Raw genomic sequence first — 17,574 nt, 5'->3', positions numbered from 1 at the left:
TCATTAAGATAAGTCCAGAAAATAATTTTTCGGTTGTTGGACTTATCGCAAGCAATTTGCCGTTACTCCCTTATGACATCATTAATTATAAGTAACTTTGCTTAAATTAACAAGTAACAAAAATAGATTAATAGTTATTACTTTTTATAAAAGTCATCAAAAATAGTAACTGGCAAATGACGCTTGTGTTCGCTCTTTCTCCAGAGCTTTTCAATTTGATCAGCGGCCTTGTCGCTAACTTCTTTACCTTCAAGGTAATCATCAATTTTCTCGTAAGTTACTCCAAGTGCAACTTCGTCTGGAAGGGCCGGCTTTTCTTCTTCAAGATCAGCTGTTGGCGCCTTTTCATAAAGATGTGCTGGGCAGTTAAGTTCCTTAAGCATCGCCTTTCCTTGACGCTTATCCAAACGGAAAAGTGGAGTAAGATCAGCAGCACCGTCACCGAACTTAGTGTAAAAACCTGAGAAATTTTCGGCAGCATGGTCTGTTCCAACTACAGCACCCTTATTAGCACCAGCAATTGCATATTGCACAACCATTCTTTGACGAGCTTTAATGTTACCTTTGTTAAAGTCGGTAATCTTTTGACCAGCTGCTTCAACAGCCTTTACCATTGCATCAACGGGTTCTTTAATATTAACAATTAAATCTTGATCTGGATGTTGAAAAGCAACTGCATCTGCAGCATCTTGAGCATCCCCTTGAACACCATATGGAAGACGAACTGCGATAAATTGATATTCATTATCACCAGTTTCTTCACGCATTTCTTCAATGGCCATTTGGCAAAGCTTACCAGTTAAGGTTGAATCTTGACCACCTGAAATTCCTAAAACATAAGACTTAAGAAATGGATTTGCCTTAAGATAATCTTTTAAGAAATCAACTGACTTTCTGATTTCTTCTTTAGGATTAATTTCTGGTAAAACATGTTCATATGCAACAATTTTCTTTTGTAGTTCTCTCATCGACCAATACTTCTTTCTCTAATTTTACGACGAATATCTTGAATTAACTTCATTTTACTTTCGTATAAGTTTTGTGATAAGTCAACTGGGTATTCTTGTGGATTCAAGCTACGCTTATATTCATCCCATAAGCCATCTAGATTATCAGCCACAAACTTCTTAATTTCATCAAGCGATGGTTGCTTGTAAACAAGCTTACCGTCTTTGAAAATATCATGAAGAAGTGGAATTGCAGTATAGTCAGTTACTACTTTGTTGATGTATTCATATTGAGGATGAAACATGAATAAAGCATCAAATTTACGTGGATCTTCATCTGAACGACTTACCCAGTCACCTTCGTTTTTCTTAGCAGTATTAGCACTAATTCTCCACACCTGCTTCTTACCTGGAGTTGAAACCTTAATTGCATTTGAAGAAATCTTTAAAGTATCACGAAGAACATGGAATTCATCCTCAATTGCAACTAACTTATAAACAGCACCCAATGCTGGTTGATCATAGGCCGTAATAAATTTAGTTCCAATTCCCCAAACATCGATCTTAGCACCTTGCATCTTCAAGTTAGTGATAGTGTATTCATCAAGATCATTTGAAGCAAAAATCTTTGCATCAGGATAACCCGCATCATCAAGTTCCTTACGAACTTGTTTAGAAATATATGCCATGTCTCCTGAGTCAATACGTACACCTAAGAAGTTAATCTTATCGCCCATTTCATTGGCAACCTTAATTGCATTAGGTACACCACTTCTAACAGTATCGTAAGTATCCACAAGAAAGACACAATCTTTATGAGTTTCTGCATAAGCTTTAAAAGCTTCATATTCACTGCCAAATGCTTCAACTAAGGCATGGGCATGAGTTCCTGAAATCGGAATACCGAATAACTTACCCGCACGAACGTTACTAGTGGAGTCAAAACCACCGATATATGCAGCACGTGCACCCCAAATAGCAGCATCTGATTCTTGAGCACGGCGAGAACCAAATTCCATCAAGCTATCATCTTGAACAGCCAATTTAATTCTTGCAGCCTTGGTAGCAAGTAAGGTTTGAAAATTGATCACGTTCAAAATAAAAGTCTCAACTAATTGACATTGAGCAAGTGGACCTTCAACCTGCAAGATAGGTTCATTGGCAAATACCAATTCCCCTTCTTTCATTGAACGAATAGTCAACTTAAGTTCCAAATTACGCAAGTAATCGATAAAATCATCATCATAATCTTGAGTTTCTTTTAAATACTTAAGATCACTTTCTTTAAATTTTAAGTTTTGTAAATATTCAATTATATGTTCAAGACCAGCGTAAACAGCATAACCATTACCAAAAGGTTCTTGACGGTAAAAAGTTTCAAAAACAGCATTGCGATCTGCAATTCCTTTTTTGAAATATGTGTACATCATGTTGATTTCATACAAGTCTGTATGAAGTGCCAAAGAATCATCGTTGTCGATTTGTTGATAAAGCATTAAGTTCCTCACGAATTAAACTAAATTAATTTTCTTTTAATTATAACTCGAAGATAGTCGTATCATCAATTTAATTTACCAATTGTTTATAAACTGCTTCAATTGAATCTAATTGATTTTTGATAGAAAAATGTTCGGAAACATACCTTTTTTCCCTTTTTGCCATCTCAGTTAATTCATCTTCTGACATCGTTATTGCCTTTTTAAGTTCGGTGACAATTGACTGAAGATCCCCAACTTTGGCAACGAAGCCATACTTTTCGTTTGGAATCATCTTCTCAATATCACCAATATTAGTTGATAAAATCGGTACTTGATTATCACTGGCTTCAAGCAGAACTAATGGGAAGCTTTCCGAATATGAAGTTAAAACTGCTAGATCCATTCTGCGGTACATGTGAGTAATTTTCTTCGGCGACAAAAAGCCGTGAAAAGTCACTTGTGGTCCTAAATCTAAATCTTGGCTAAGCCTCTTTAAGTTCTCAAGTTGACTACCATCCCCAGCAATATGCAAACGAACATGAGAATTATCCAACTCTTTTAAAGCCTTTAATAATAATTCTTGTCCCTTCACTTTTTCAGTTCGAGCCACATTAATAATATTGAAATAGACATGTTCATACTTGGCTGGAATTTCACTATTATTATGGAAAAAAATTCCATTATAGATCACATGAACTCTACTTGTTGGAACCTTCACTTGCTCAATTACTAACTTTGCAAAGCGATTTGTTACTGCAAAAACACAATCTGCCTTACGAAGAGCGCGTAAATTTAAAGCGGTAAAGATCTTACCAATTATTCCTCTACCTTCAAAATCTAAATAAGGGTTTGAGTGAACCGTAATGCACCATGTCGCCTTAATCTTTTTATGAATTAAAGAAACAAATAAATTTGCTCTAGCTCCATGAGTATGAACAATATCATATTTACCATCATTAATAATTTTGGTTAATCGTTTTAAGCTTCCTAAATCATATCTGCTAGAAGCTCCTAAAACCCGCGTTGGAATACCAGCTTCACGAGCAACTTTGGCAACGGGACCTTCTTGCAGGGTTAAAAGTTCAAAATCTTTGTTTTCAATTTTGGCTTCTTTTAACAAGTTAACGATATGTGATAAGCCACCACCGTTTTCAAGACCTGCATTAATATGCAAAACTTTCATTAATTATTTACCCTTCTTAGACTGTTTAACTTTAACTATGAATTGTGGCAAAACCATCATTCGTTTAAATCTGGATGGATTGGTAACTAAGCGATAAAACCATTCAAGATGTGCTCTTTGAAAAATTTCAGGTGCTCGCTTTACATGACCTGAAAAGACATCGAAACTTCCACCAACTCCCATCATAAAGGCTGGAATTGCATTTTTTCGTAAAATTGATAGGAGCTTTTCCTGCTTTGGAAAACCTAATGCCGCAAAAACCAGATCAGGCTGGGTTCTTTGAATTCGGCGCGCTACTAAATCCAAATCCTCTGTGAAATATCCATCTTCTGCTCCAACCAATTGAATATTACTGTATTCTTTACTAATTTTTTCTTGAACAGCATGGATTACTTCTGGCTTTGCCCCAATTAAAAATACTCGCTTTCTTTCTTCATTTGCAAACTCCATTAACCAAGTAAACAAATCATAGCCGGTTACTCTCTCTGGTAGCGGTGTTTTAAGCATCCTAGCAGCCTTGATAATTCCGATCCCATCAGCAGTAATATAATCGGCATCTTCTTTAAGTATCTTCATAAATTCTGGATTTTCATTAGCGGCCATAACGATTTCCGGATTAGCCGTTACTACAAAAGTTGACAAATGATTATTAATTCGATTAACAAACTCATTTTGAAATTGCTTATAAGTTTTATTATCAAAATTAACCCCTAAAACATTTACCTTATCCATTTGTATTTACCTCATCCTGCTTTTTTCTTTATTTTATCAAAATTTACCTATGTTTGGCACAGCTTTATCTTTTCCTTAACTATGGTATGATTAACTCATCTATGAATAGGAGTTTAACATGAAAAAAGTTATTACTTACGGTACCTTTGATTTATTACATTACGGGCATATTCGCCTATTAAAAAGAGCTAAAGAATTAGGCGATTATCTAATCGTAGGTTTATCAACCGATGAATTCAATGCCTTCAGTAAACATAAAGAAGCTTATAATACTTATCCTGAAAGAAAGTACATCTTAGAAGCAATTCGCTATGTTGATGAGGTCATTCCTGAAAAAGATTGGGAACAAAAAGTTTCTGATGTACAAAAATACGATATTGATACCTTTGTAATGGGTGACGACTGGAAAGGTAAGTTTGATTTCTTAAAACCGTACTGCGATGTAGTTTACCTTCCTCGCACACCTGGCATTTCAACAACAAAGATTAAAGAAGATTTGAAATAAAAAAATCGAGCCGAATCATTTTGATTGGACTCGATTTTTTATTTTGAAAATGTAAATTCAAATCGTTCAGCAACATAGCGTGCACGCGTATATTCAAATGGTTTCTCATTTGTTAACTCAGTTACCTGACGGCGCGTAATTAAAGCTTCTCCTTTTTTAGCCTTAAGCAGGCGCGCATCATTTTCGCTGCAGACAGCAGCTGAAATATGTTCAGTTACTCGACCAATTTGATAACCATTCTTAGCTAAGGCTTCATATAAGTGAGATGAGATATCTTCTTTAGAAATATTTTTAACTAAAGAATATGGAATTGTAACCACTTCGTGACAAATTGGGGTATCATCAGCGAATCTAATTCTTTCCATTCTGAGCACTTCATCGTCAGCATTAATTCCTAAGCGTTCTTTTTCTGAAAGTGATGGCTTCCCAATTTGATAAGAGATTAATTTACTTGAAGGGGTCTGTCCATTTGCTTCGGTAATTTCAGTAAATGACATAATTCCAGACATCTTCTCTTGGACCTTTTGACTGGCCACATAAGTACCACTGCCAAGACGTCTTTCAAGAATTCCCTCATCCTCAAGAGTTTTGATAGCCTGGCGTAAAGTCATTCGTGAAACTCCAAATTTAGTAGCCAATTGTCTTTCGGCTGGAATTCGATCCCCAACCTTGTAAACATGATTTTCAATATCACGTTTAATTTGATTATGAATTCTAATGTACATTGGTTCTTCCATGAACTTGCACCTCCTCCAACATATACTCAATTATAAGCCAAATTGGTCTATATTGCATTGTTTTAATTTAAGAAAAATATTATTTCTTTCTAACAGTCCACTGCACACCCATAATTTTGACATTATTCGGATTATCACATTCGATCTCTAAGCTAGTTTGATCACTTAATAAAACATTGGCATTAATTTTAGCATCTTCTTTAATAGCAAGTTGTGAATCATTGCTATTAAGAACTAAATTATGTCCTGATAATTTAGCATGACCGTCTAAAGCTAAGAAATATTCGTAGTCCATATTCCCGTTAAATGAACCTCTAGTAACGTCAGCGACCGTATTATCTTGAAAATCCGCATGAGCTACCACTTCCGTATTGGTCATTGTTAGTTTAGACTTATCAACCACCATTAAACGATTGATCTTGCAATTCTGAATAATAGTTCTAGTTTCACTATCAAGATAAACTCCACCATTAAAAGATGAGCCAACAATATTACTCCAACAAGAATCGCCAATGTAAAGACAGGCATCTTCAAATGAACTTAAACTGGTATTTAACATGTTTAACCAAGTTTGTCCGCGAAGTAACATGTAATCAAGCTGAGAATTATTAATATCAAGCTCCATGTTAGTATCTTCAAAGGTATTAGTAGCGCCGCGTACTCGAGAATTGTTAATGATTGCAGTGCCCTTTCCTTCTAAAGCTAAAGCACAAAATTCATCTGAAGGATAATCAACATACGAATCATTCATTTCTAGGCGGAAATCTGAAGCAGCATACATTGAAATGGAACCATTAAGAACTTTAGTAGAATATAATTCCAAAGTGGCCTTTCCATTAACTGCAATCGCAGCCGTATCAGTATTTGTTCCTTTAATAATACAATTGCGTAAGCTAAGATAACTATCCGCATTGTATGGAATCATCAAACTATTATTATCAGTAATCGTGTTGATACAGAGATTCTCTAAATTTACGAATCTACTATTTTCAGAAACACCAATGTAGCCTAGGATGGTTGTATCTTCTGGAGAGGAACCCATTCCCTTAAAAGTAATATCAGTTAAAGTTAAACCTTGTGGCAATTCATAAAAGCCAGGTTCAAGCATAATTACGTCATCAGCACGTAAATCCTTTAAAGCTCGATGCCAATCAAGTTCGTCTCCACCGGCACCAACTTTAATAATTCTTGCCATCTAAGAAATTCCTCCCTAAATAAAATTTACTTTTTACTCGCTTAAAAACTTTAACATATCAGCGACTTTTTTCAAACAAAATAAAACTCGATGTACTATTATACATCAAGTTTTATCTCTTTACTTCATTTTAACATTCCAGTAGTAAACGACATTACCATATGGGGAAAGCTTGAGGCCCTCAACTCTTGAATTGAGCAAGTATGAACTTCCTGCTTGGTATAGTGGAACTGCAAATGCATCTTTTTGAATTAATTGACGTTCAGCCGCAATTAAGGCGTTTAAACGTTTCTTAGGTTCAGTTGCATAAGTTGTCTTAGCAAGATCGATTTGATGCCAGAAGTTAGCATTCTTATAATCTTGCTCTAAGTTAAATAAGCCACCAATAGTTAAGAAGTCTAATGGATCTTCGTAACTTGGTTGCCAAGTACCATAAACAAAGTCATAGTCGTGATTAGTAGTACTTGCAAGTCTTGATTTAAGTGGGATTGAACGAAGTTTAATAGTTAAACCTGGCAAATTACGCATCAAGTCACTTTGAACAAATTCACCTACTCGCTTAGAATCATCGAGATCTGAAGTTAACATTTCTAAAGTTATCTTCTTTTGGCCTAATTCTTTTTGTGCGAGTTTCCATTCCTTTTGAGCAGCCTTCACATTGTAAGACATCATATCACCGGCATCCTTACGATAGTCATTGCCAGTAGCTTCATCGGTAATGAAACCAGTTGCGACAATTCCATTAGATGCTTTTCCTGCATGAAGCACAGTCTTCACAAGTTGAGATTTATCAATTGCCTGACCGATTGCCTTTCTAACGTGAACATTACCAGTAGTCTTTTTCTTTAAATTAAAGGTCATGTAACCGTTAGTTGGCGTCAACTTAGAATGGTAATCTTTGTTACCTTGGTATTGCTTCACAAATTCTGAAGTTAATGGAACATAATCAAGTTGGTTACTCTTGAAGAGGTTAGTACCAGTCGAAGTAGTCTTAACTACTTGCATATTAACATCATCAATCTTAACTGTATTCTTGTTCCAGTATTTCTTATTCTTCTTAAGTGTCCACTTCAAGTTAGAACCAGTCCAGCCGTCAACTACAAATGGTCCGTTATAAACTAAGTTCTTGCTGCTAGTACCATATTTACTACCAAGCTTATTTACGACCTTAGTATCCTGTGGATAAAACTGTGCACCCTCTAAAATTTCAGGCAAATATGGAATTGGATTTTCTAGAGTAATTTGCAAACGATACTTGCCTAAAGCCTTAATTCCCAAAGAACTAACTGGAGCTTTACCTTGAGTAATCTTTTGACCATTCTTGATAATAGTGTAACTATCACTATCAAGTGAAGAATTCTTTGGATCAACAGTTCTGCGCCATGCAGTAACATAATCTTGAGCAGTTACTGGATCTCCATTAGACCACTTGGCATCTTTTCGAAGTTCATAAGTATAGACCTTTTGATCCTTAGAACGACTGACCTTACTTGCTCCAGCAAGCTCAGCGCGATTGTTCTTATCGAAACGGTATAATCCTTCCATTGAGTTTTGCAAAACTTCAGAACTAGTAGTATCACCATACTTACTTGAATCTAAAGTTGAAATTTCATTAGGAGTTGATGTGTTCATCACCTTTTTATCTGAAGATGATGAGGAATTGTTAGAACATGCTGCAAGAACCAATGCTGCAGCTGTCACCATTATCCCTGAAAAAAGCCATTTTTTATGTTTCAATTCTCTCATCCTTTTACTTACTTTTTGTTAATCAGCTTACATAAAATTAGTATAAATGATAATCCGAAATTTGCAAATAAATTTAGTGTAATGCAGTATCAGCAAATTGCATATTAAAAAAATGCAAAAAAAGAAACAAGTCAACTGACTTGTTTCTTTCTCGGGTTGGGTGTTCGTAATGAACAATTGGGTTAGCTGGATTCGAACCAGCGCATGATGGTACCAAAAACCATTGCCTTACCACTTGGCTATAACCCATTCGATTGAACTTTTACTTGTTGTTCAATTTACCAGCTGAATTACTTCAGCAATGGAGGAGGGTGGATTCGAACCGCCGAACTCAGAGAGAGCGGTTTTACAGACCGCCGCGTTTAGCCACTTCGCTACTCCTCCGTATCGCACGTTTATTATAATACCTAAAAAACGTGGATAATGCAAGTAAAATTATTTATTTTTTTGAATAAAATATTCACCTCTTGAATATAGGCCATTGAGATGACATAAATAATATTTTCATTTTATTTTTCGCTTAATTTTCAGTTGCATAATCTGAGATTTTAAGATCTTTAGTTGTATCGCTAAGTAAATACTTTGGATCTTGAATTGACTTGCTATAATGCTTGAGGTTCATGACCAATTTGCTATTGTGATCTTTGAAAGAAATAGAGATCAAATATTGATACTTAGGTGAGTAAACATCATTGGCATTGTAAGCTACACGATAAACTTTAAGGGCCTCTGATTCAGTCAATTTATTGATGTTTTTGACATGGACTTTTTTCCCATCCAAATCGTTTGATCTCTGCTTTAAACGGAAAAGCGCAATCTTAACTTGTGCAATTGTTGAATTAGGTGAGTTGTAGATTGCTTGCGCATCCTTTAAAGCTTCGTCATATGCATCTCGCTTGTCGCGACTAGTCAACTTATACTTGTCACTAGCTTCAACAGATGTCTTTTTAGCAATTTCTGCCTTAAGACCGCTCTTGTCTGCTGCTTGCGCAATTGCGATATCTTTCTCAGCCTCTTCAGGTGTGTTAGCTAGAGTAAGCTTAATGCCAGACTCCTTAGCATCTTTAGCTGGAATAAAGCCATTGCCGATATACTTTCTCACTTCAGCGATGCTATATACGTCTCCTGCAGGAACATCAATGTAGGCCGAACTAATATGGTAGAAAAGCTCTGCCTTCTTCTCTGCAGGTACCCAAATATACATTAGACGATCAACTGAAAGACTTGAGCTAGCTGCATTGGTTGCAGCATGAGGAATCACAACCTTTGAGGGATTACCATCAATACCATAAACCGGCAGATCGCCTTGTTCAGTTATTTTGATATAGCTATAATGCATATCATCGTAGTTAAGCAACTTCATCTGCTTGCGAGGCTTAACTCTGTTACCTGGAATGTATGAGTCTTCTTGCCCTTTAATTCTGTAAAAATATACAGGTGAATCATCATTAGAGGCGGTAAAGTCATCAATATAGCTGGCCGGAATGGCGATATATTGGTCAACTTCAACTTTTTGCCCCTTCTTATAAGTCACATCGTTAGCATAGCCATCCTTGGTATAACTAGCCGTCTGCTCAGTGACGGTGACATAAGTTTCTTTAGCATAGATAGTTTTTCCATTAACTACGCCAACATTGGCAGCTTTGATATATTTATTCCTGCCGATACGATAATACTTAGTACCCTTAATAGTCTTGGTTGAATAAAATCTAATTAGAGAATTCTTCTTGATGGTTGACGTCTTTGCACGCTTGCCATTGCTGTTATAAACAGCTGAATTGTAATCTAGTCGAATATAATCTTTACCGTTGATTCGACCAATGGCTGTAGCCTTAATGTATTTATTATTTCCTACTTTATAGTATTGACGTTTATGAATTGTGACAATACCATAATTCTTGAAAATTGTATTAGCTTTAACAGACTTAACATAGTTTCCTTTGGCATTATACATTGAGACTATAGTATCTACTGTTGTAACAGTAGATTTTGTAGCCGCTTGAATAGCTATTGTTTGATTCTGCGCAAGTGGAACAATTGGAGCAACTGTCATTAAAGTTGCTACTGAGATGAGTGTCAATTTCTTAGAAAATTTCATTTTATACCTCGATGAAAAAAGACGATGCACTGCATCGTCTTTTTCTTAATTAAGCTAGATAGCTACTTTTTAATAAAAGTTTACAGCCTTAATGTAACGCTTGTTGTTATCACGGCAGCCTTCGATGCGGTAGTACTTCTTACCGTTCTTGAACTTCATTTGACCACCATAAGTAGTTACAGTTTGACCTCTGTACATCTTACCAGTACCTGGGGTACGACGGTATGATGACCAGTAGATGTAAGCATTGTGCTTCAAAGTACGCTTGTTACCTGTAATGTTAGTTACACGTACGTATTCATCCTTGTTAGCAACCTTGTAGTAAGTTTTACCGTTGATGTTTACAACAGTTGGAACGATGTCAATGTTGTTGTAAGCATAGTACATGTGACCTAAGTATTGACCAGTCTTGCTGTAAGCTCTTGAGTCAACCATTACTGGAAGAGTCTTAACGTTAGTGTCACCTGCTGGCTTAACAAGTGATGAGGTCTTTACCCAAATTCCACTAGTTGAAGCATCGTTCTTTGACTTAGTTGAAACTTGTGAGTATGATACACCGTTAATTGTCTTAGTTTGATCAGCAACGTAAACTTGTTCACCGTCTTTGAAAGTAGTTGAACCACTTAAAACGTTGTTACCGTAAATGTTGTAAGTTGCAATTGAGCTTGCACCGTTAGCATATAAAGTTTGTTTTTGGCTTGAAGTAATCAATACTGTGTATGTTACAGTAGTCTTCTTACCAGTCATACCAGTAGCAGTCAAAGTTACGTTGTAGTAACGACCTGCTTCTGAAGTGTTAACTGAGCTTGAAGCTGAAACTGAAGCATAAGTAGAGTTATCCTTAGTTTGTTGAGCCCAAATTGAAACTTGTTCACCGTTACTGTTCACAAAGTTAGTAGGGCTAAAGTTAGTATTTACAGCAACTTGGAATACGTGACCATTTAAGCTATCAGATTGTGGTTGATTACCTAGATTCCACTTAAATACTGGATTTGCAGTGGTATCAGGAGTTGTGCTAGCAACTGATGGAACAACTGGAATTTGAATAGTTGCAGTTTGATTGTCACTACCCTTAGCAGTTAATACGATATTAAATGCTGATGAAGGGATCTTATCAATAACTTGCTTCTTAGTTTTACTATCTGTCTTGGTAGTAATTCCGTATGTTGCTAAGTCCTTTTCTGAGAAGTTAGGTGAAGTACCTTGACTACTGTTGCTTTCATGGAACTTAACTGCATTATTAATGGCGTTTAAGAAAGTAGAAACTTCTTCTCCGCTCTTAAGACTAATAGTGGTACGTACCACGTTACCATTTGGATCAGCTTGAGTAGCTTCTCCAATAACTTCATTGTTAAAAGTAAAATATGGTTTATTTTGTGGTGCTTGTACTGGAGTTGTGGTTGTACTAGTACCAGTTGAAGTAGTTGGTGCTGTGAAACTAAAATCTGCCGCATTAGCAGTCATAGTTGAAGCAACAACAGGTGAAACTGCCAATAATGCAGCAGCTGCCATACTTATTATTCTTGTATTCTTTTTCATAATTATGTGGTCTTTCCTTTCTCGAATGGAACGAAATTGCAGACAATTCACTCATCTGCATCACCTTAATTGTAACGCCTTTATTTTTTTATTTATAATTTAAGGCTTACACTTCATAATTTCTTAAGGCTTTCTTATGTTTTCCATTACACCTATATCATAACCTATTTTCTCCAAATTTGAATTACAAAGTACTTACACTTAATTGTGAAATAATTACAAAGTTATAACAAAAATTGCAGTCTTTTTGCATGTTACAACCTATACGATTTAATTCAAGAATCTGGTATTTTTTGCTTTCCAATCGAGTAGTTTAATCTTCACCCAGAAACCATAAATTCCGATTGTAATAATTGTCAGAAATAGCCATTTAATCCAATTTCCAAATAAACCCCAAGCACTTCCGATGAACTTCATTCTTCTACCTTCAATTACAGTGTGGTTAATCTGCCATCCATATACCATACATACTGCCCATGGATAGCAAATTCCTAGTGTGAAAAACGTAACTAGGAAGCCGAGAATATACCACCCAAGCAAAGCGAATAAACCTCCATCAAAAAATGAGGTTCTTCCATGTTTTGTTTCCATTTTAAATTCCTCCATAAATTTCTCTAGTTAATTGTAGATCTTCTATTAAAAAATTACACAAAAAAACTCAGGTCCATGCAGACCTGAGTTAAAATTTATTGGGTTAGCTGGATTCGAACCAGCGCATGATGGTACCAAAAACCATTGCCTTACCACTTGGCTATAACCCATCCTTCAAACCTTTTACTTGAATTGGTTCTAGAAGAATGATCACTTGATCACTCAACAGTAATTAGTATATGGGAAATGGAAGTAAAGGTCAAGGAAAAATTTAAAAAAATTGAATTGTTTTTGCAACTTATCTCTTAGCTGCATAATTAGTCATAAAAAAAGCACGACAACAGTCGCGCTTAAATTTAAATTATTAGTCTAAAACGATTTGTCCTTGTGAAGCCATGACATCTCTAGTTAATTCATGGATTTGACGATCCTTGATGATGTTTTCAGAATCCTTAATATAGTCAATAAACCACTTTTGCTTAATATGGATGTCGTATGCTCTACGATCTGAGTAAACTTCGAAGAAGAGCCATTCATTAGCATTTTCTTTATTGCTTGCTGCCATCATAATTTCTACGCCAGCTTCTTGAGCCATCGCACGACGCATTTCTTTCTTAACAATATCAGCAAACTTATCATGCATCTTGTCTTGAATTTCAACCTTAGTAAGACGAACTGCAAAGTCATTAGCGTATGAGTTAAGAGCTTCAACTGGCTTAGTGGTAATCCATTCAGGATTCAAATCATAAACCTTCTTATCAACAGCCATCTTATCCATTACCTTGTTATAGTGGTCAATGTAGTTAGCAAGACTGTGTTCTTCATATGCTTCCGAATTACGGAAAAGATCAACTACATAGTTAGTTGTACCTTCATCGCCTTCGTGAGCACTAGCGAAGAATAAGGTTCCATCTTCAACTGGGATAGAATTTTCAAGTTCTGCTTCTTGTTCACTAACAAAAGCTTCAACGTCTTCTTTTTTTATATCAATTTTAGTAATTCTAAAGATTGGTTTATTATCCATTGTTCCGTCCTCGTATTTCCATAATCTCTATCTTCTATTTTAATGTTCTTTGCAAAAAAAGGGAGATTATTTAACTCGATTTAGGCAAAAATTTTTAAATAATTTGCTAAATATTTTGTAGTTAAGCTCCCTGGTTGCTTAATTAATTCCTCTGGCCGACCTTCAGCCACAATATGTCCACCATTGTTTCCTCCACGTGGTCCAAGATCAAGCATATAATCTGCATTAACAATCAAATTCAAGTCGTGACTAATTGTAATAATAGTTGCACCTTGGTCGATCAACTTTTGCATTACTTCTACTAAGACTTTGACGTCAAGGGGATGAAGTCCAATAGTTGGTTCATCAAAGACAAACAAAGTATCATCTTGCTTACGGCTAAGGTGCGTTACTAACTTAAGGCGTTGAGCCTCACCACCAGAAAGAGTTGGCGTATCTTCACCCAAGTGCAAATATGACAATCCAACTTCCTTAAGCAGCTTAAGTTCACGTTCAATCTTTGGCACTTTCTTAAAGATCGGAATAGCTTGTTCAACATCAAGATTTAAGACATCAACAATCGACATCCCATTCCACTTAACTTCTTCAATTTTTTTGTTATAGCGATTGCCGTTACAAGTGGTACAAGTCTGCTGCATATCTGGCAAGAACTGAATATCAAGTGTCATAATCCCTGTTCCACCGCAGGTTGGACAGGCTCCTTCCTTATTATTGTAGGAGAAGTAACTAGCCGTATAATGGCGCTTTTTAGCAAGTTCTTGTCTTGCAAAAAGCTTCCGCAAATTATCCATAATTGAAGTATAAGTAGCCACTGTAGAACGCGTACTTTTGCCAATTGGACTAGCATCGACACTTACTACACTATTAATTGATGAGGAGAAATTTTTAACTTGCTTAGGTAAAGTTTCTTTCTTTGCCTGAGCCTGAATCGCAGGAACAAGTGAATCTAAGATCAAACTGGTCTTTCCTGCTCCTGAAAATCCAGTTACCGCAGTTAACTGATTAAGTGGGATTTCGGCATGAACATCTTTCAAATTAAAGTAGTTTTCAACATCAAAACTGATCGCTTCATCATTAACTTTATCAGCTACTTTTCTAGCATGAAGCTTAGCCTTACCATTCAAATATGGCGCAATGAGTGATTCTTTATCTTGCTTGATCTCGTTAGGAGTACCTTGATCAAGAATTTGACCACCCTGTTCACCAGAACCTGGGCCAATTTCAATAATTTCATCAGCAGCTTTAATAATATCAACGTTGTGATCGACAACAACTAATGAATTTCCTTGATCAACTAATTTTCTTAATACCTTAATTAAGCCATCAACATTAGCTGGATGAAGACCAATTGAAGGCTCATCAAGAACATAAAGCACACCAGTTGTTTCAGTTCTTAAAGTTCTAGCCAGCTGAATTCTTTGAAGTTCACCAGTGGATAAAGTATTCCCTGCTCTTTCCATGGTGAGATAATCCAAACCTAAATCAAGTAATGGTTGTAAATTATCTGTTAATTCGGTAAGAAGTGCCTTAGCCATCTTATGCATTTCCTGTGGAAGTTTATCAAGGACTTGCTTGCTAAATTTTGGTAGATCACCAAGCTGCATCTCTTCAACTTCAGCGATGTTTTTACCATTAACAGTTTGTTTAAGAAGTTCAGGTCTTAGGCGAGTACCATGACAAACTGGACAAGTTGAATATGAAAAGAATTCCGCAATTCTCTTTTGTGCTCGTTCACTCTTACTGCTTTTAGCCGAGCGAAGAACGGCCATATGAGCATTTTCATACAAAGCATTGAAATCGTGGAATACTCGACCAGTACCTGAAAGAAAGTCCATTTTGTATTTCTTTTCGGGACCATTTAGGACAAAATCTTTTTCCTTTTCGGTCAAATCTTTAAATGGAATATTGATTCGAACTCCGGCATGCTCAGCCACGCTCGGCATGAAATTTCGACCTGGCAGACTCCATGAGGCCACAGCCCCATCTTCAATCGAAAGATTAGGATCAGCGATCAACTTATTTTCATCAAGCTGACGAACTTTTCCAATACCACCACAATTTTCACAAGCACCACCAGAATTAAAGGCAAAATCTTCAGCACTTGGAACATAAAATTGTACACCACATGTTGGACAAGTAATTAGGCCCATTTCATCACCAGACTTTGCCATTGCTTCCGCAATATCAAGGCTTGTTGCGACTCTGTGCCCATTTGGACATACAGGTGAACCAAGACGAGAAAAAATTAAACGTACAATGTTAAAAGTTTCGGTGGTTGTCCCAACTGTTGCACGTTCATTTGGCACACTTGGACGCTGACGAAGAGCCAAGGCTGATGGAATATGCTTCACGCTAGTTACATCAGATTGTGAGCCTTGCTTAATTCGTCTTCTCATATAGGTTGAAAGGGCATCAAGATAACGCCTTGATCCTTCTTCATAAAGAATTCCCATAGCCAAACTTGACTTTCCTGATCCTGATAAACCAGAAATAGCAATAAATTTGTGTAATGGAATATCAACATTAATGTTCTTTAAGTTATGGACGCGACCACCGCGCACCTCAATTTTCTTTGGTAATTCCATTTGTATCCTTCTTTTGATTACTCTGATATTTTCATATGTGTCAATTGTATAATTTTTTGAATTAATTTAAAATCTTCCTAATATAAATAAAATAGACTGTAACGCGGAGTTACAGTCAATACTTTTATTAATTAAAATGAAGAACGCTAGGATCAAATGACTTTGTATTTTTCACACAAGTGTACATCATCATTTGTGATAATTGCTCATTCAAGAGTTCGATCTTTGCTTCAGTAGCTTTTTGTCCATCATTAAGCAGCTCGCTCAAAATTCCGCGACCGATTAAGATCACATCTGCGCCAAGAGCGAGTGCCTTATATGCATCATAACCTGTCATAAGTGAACCATCGACGAAGATAGTCATACCAGTATCACTAAGTGCGTCTTTAATTGCTGGTAAAACTTTTAGTGGTGGCACGCCAAAAGGAACACGGCCGTGGTGGTGCGATACCACGATAGCTTTAGCACCTGCTTGATAAGCCTTAACAGCGTCTTGAACAGAGAGAACACCTTTAGCAACAAATGGTAAGTTAGTGGCCTTAACATACTTTTCTAAATCATTAAATGAGATAGGACCAAGTGGGATGCCATCAACAACATCATACTTTCCATTGTCACCTGGAACGTGGTCAATGTCCATGCCGACTGCTACCGCACCAAGCTTTTCTGCCAATTGCAATTCATCAATAATCTTCTTGTGGTCAGCAAATGGCTTTACGATTCTGATTGTATCGCCAGCATCTTTGACAATTTCTTCATAATCTTCATTAGACTCCATTCCAATCCAGTTAAGTACATGCATATTCTTAGCTGCACGAACTTTTTCTTGCATTGGTTGACGACTCGGATCATCTAATACTTTATTTAAGTGCGAAACTGCCGCAAGAGTTAATGGCGAAGCGTATTTTCTACCAAAAATCTCAGTTGTTAGATCTGGCTCAACTGAATCAATTAAACGCATTTCGACCAAAATATTGTCGAGATATGCTCGATTGTGAACATTGGCATCGTCTGCTCGGCCACTTGTCACAGGAATCATCCCTTTAGGACCAGGCCATGGACTTGGAGTGTTTTCGGTTTTTACAATATTTTCTTTCTTGAATGATGCGCCAGTTGCAGCATCTACTTTATTTTCTTTTGTCATATTCATCACCTAAAGATTATTATAGAAGATTTACAATTTTTTCGTCAAAATTATAATTTAGGCTAATACT

The 17,574-nt window shown here is 36.3% G+C and carries 14 protein-coding genes and 3 tRNA genes; 1 reads left to right on the top strand and 16 read right to left on the bottom strand.

Features of this window, described 5'->3' with window-relative positions:
- Positions 1–137 precede the first annotated feature (137 nt).
- The 4 genes from nadE to NFR82_RS01890 form a co-directional block, all read right to left on the bottom strand.
- Positions 138–968 carry an ammonia-dependent NAD(+) synthetase gene (gene nadE, locus NFR82_RS01905; RefSeq protein WP_251716460.1) on the bottom strand — a complete coding sequence of 277 codons (831 nt, stop codon included), beginning with the start codon at positions 966–968 and terminating at the stop codon, positions 138–140.
- Positions 965–2,443, bottom strand: coding sequence for a nicotinate phosphoribosyltransferase (locus NFR82_RS01900; RefSeq protein WP_251716459.1), 1,479 nt, complete (start codon positions 2,441–2,443; stop codon positions 965–967). The genes nadE and NFR82_RS01900 overlap by 4 nt, the downstream gene beginning before the upstream one ends.
- Positions 2,444–2,513: 70 nt before the next feature.
- Positions 2,514–3,608 carry a glycosyltransferase gene (locus tag NFR82_RS01895; protein WP_251716458.1) on the bottom strand — a complete coding sequence of 365 codons (1,095 nt, stop codon included), beginning with the start codon at positions 3,606–3,608 and terminating at the stop codon, positions 2,514–2,516.
- A gap of 3 nt (positions 3,609–3,611) precedes the next feature.
- A complete protein-coding gene (locus NFR82_RS01890; protein ID WP_251716457.1) occupies positions 3,612–4,340 on the bottom strand; it encodes a WecB/TagA/CpsF family glycosyltransferase in 729 nt (242 codons plus the stop codon).
- A gap of 118 nt (positions 4,341–4,458) precedes the next feature.
- On the opposite strand from NFR82_RS01890, the gene tagD reads away from it, so the two are divergent.
- Positions 4,459–4,845, top strand: coding sequence for a glycerol-3-phosphate cytidylyltransferase (gene tagD, locus NFR82_RS01885; protein WP_251716456.1), 387 nt, complete (start codon positions 4,459–4,461; stop codon positions 4,843–4,845).
- A 38-nt stretch (positions 4,846–4,883) separates the two neighbouring features.
- On the opposite strand, the gene NFR82_RS01880 is transcribed toward tagD, so the two are convergent.
- The 12 genes from NFR82_RS01880 to NFR82_RS01825 form a co-directional block, all read right to left on the bottom strand.
- Positions 4,884–5,582: a GntR family transcriptional regulator gene (locus NFR82_RS01880; protein ID WP_251716455.1), complete on the bottom strand. Its 699-nt coding sequence runs from the start codon at positions 5,580–5,582 to the stop codon at positions 4,884–4,886.
- Positions 5,583–5,661: 79 nt separating this feature from the next.
- Complete coding sequence (locus NFR82_RS01875; RefSeq protein WP_251716454.1) at positions 5,662–6,777, bottom strand: hypothetical protein; 1,116 nt, start codon at positions 6,775–6,777, stop codon at positions 5,662–5,664.
- A 120-nt stretch (positions 6,778–6,897) separates the two neighbouring features.
- Entirely contained in the window at positions 6,898–8,481 is a 1,584-nt protein-coding gene (locus NFR82_RS01870) for a peptide ABC transporter substrate-binding protein (protein WP_251716503.1), read from the bottom strand.
- A gap of 219 nt (positions 8,482–8,700) precedes the next feature.
- Positions 8,701–8,772, bottom strand: a tRNA-Gln gene (locus tag NFR82_RS01865).
- Between the two features lie 53 nt (positions 8,773–8,825).
- A tRNA-Tyr gene (locus NFR82_RS01860) sits at positions 8,826–8,907 on the bottom strand.
- Between the two features lie 136 nt (positions 8,908–9,043).
- Positions 9,044–10,621 (bottom strand): SLAP domain-containing protein, encoded by a 1,578-nt coding sequence (locus NFR82_RS01855; RefSeq protein WP_251716453.1) that lies wholly within the window; start codon positions 10,619–10,621, stop codon positions 9,044–9,046.
- Between the two features lie 69 nt (positions 10,622–10,690).
- Entirely contained in the window at positions 10,691–12,160 is a 1,470-nt protein-coding gene (locus tag NFR82_RS01850; protein ID WP_251716452.1) for an SLAP domain-containing protein, read from the bottom strand.
- A 270-nt stretch (positions 12,161–12,430) separates the two neighbouring features.
- Positions 12,431–12,751: a YjgN family protein gene (locus NFR82_RS01845; RefSeq protein WP_251716451.1), complete on the bottom strand. Its 321-nt coding sequence runs from the start codon at positions 12,749–12,751 to the stop codon at positions 12,431–12,433.
- A gap of 98 nt (positions 12,752–12,849) precedes the next feature.
- Positions 12,850–12,921: transfer RNA gene (locus NFR82_RS01840), tRNA-Gln, on the bottom strand.
- Positions 12,922–13,115: 194 nt separating this feature from the next.
- Positions 13,116–13,775 (bottom strand): antibiotic biosynthesis monooxygenase, encoded by a 660-nt coding sequence (locus tag NFR82_RS01835; RefSeq protein WP_251716450.1) that lies wholly within the window; start codon positions 13,773–13,775, stop codon positions 13,116–13,118.
- Between the two features lie 80 nt (positions 13,776–13,855).
- Positions 13,856–16,360, bottom strand: a complete 2,505-nt coding sequence (locus NFR82_RS01830; RefSeq protein WP_251716449.1) for an excinuclease ABC subunit UvrA — start codon at positions 16,358–16,360, stop codon at positions 13,856–13,858.
- A 127-nt stretch (positions 16,361–16,487) separates the two neighbouring features.
- Positions 16,488–17,504, bottom strand: a complete 1,017-nt coding sequence (locus NFR82_RS01825) for an alpha-hydroxy-acid oxidizing protein (RefSeq protein ID WP_251716448.1) — start codon at positions 17,502–17,504, stop codon at positions 16,488–16,490.
- Positions 17,505–17,574: the final 70 nt, after the last annotated feature.

It is taken from the genome of Lactobacillus agrestimuris (assembly GCF_943193025.1).
Taxonomy (GTDB): Bacteria; Bacillota; Bacilli; order Lactobacillales; family Lactobacillaceae; genus Lactobacillus; species Lactobacillus agrestimuris.
This window is presented reverse-complemented; position numbering and strand designations above follow the sequence as displayed.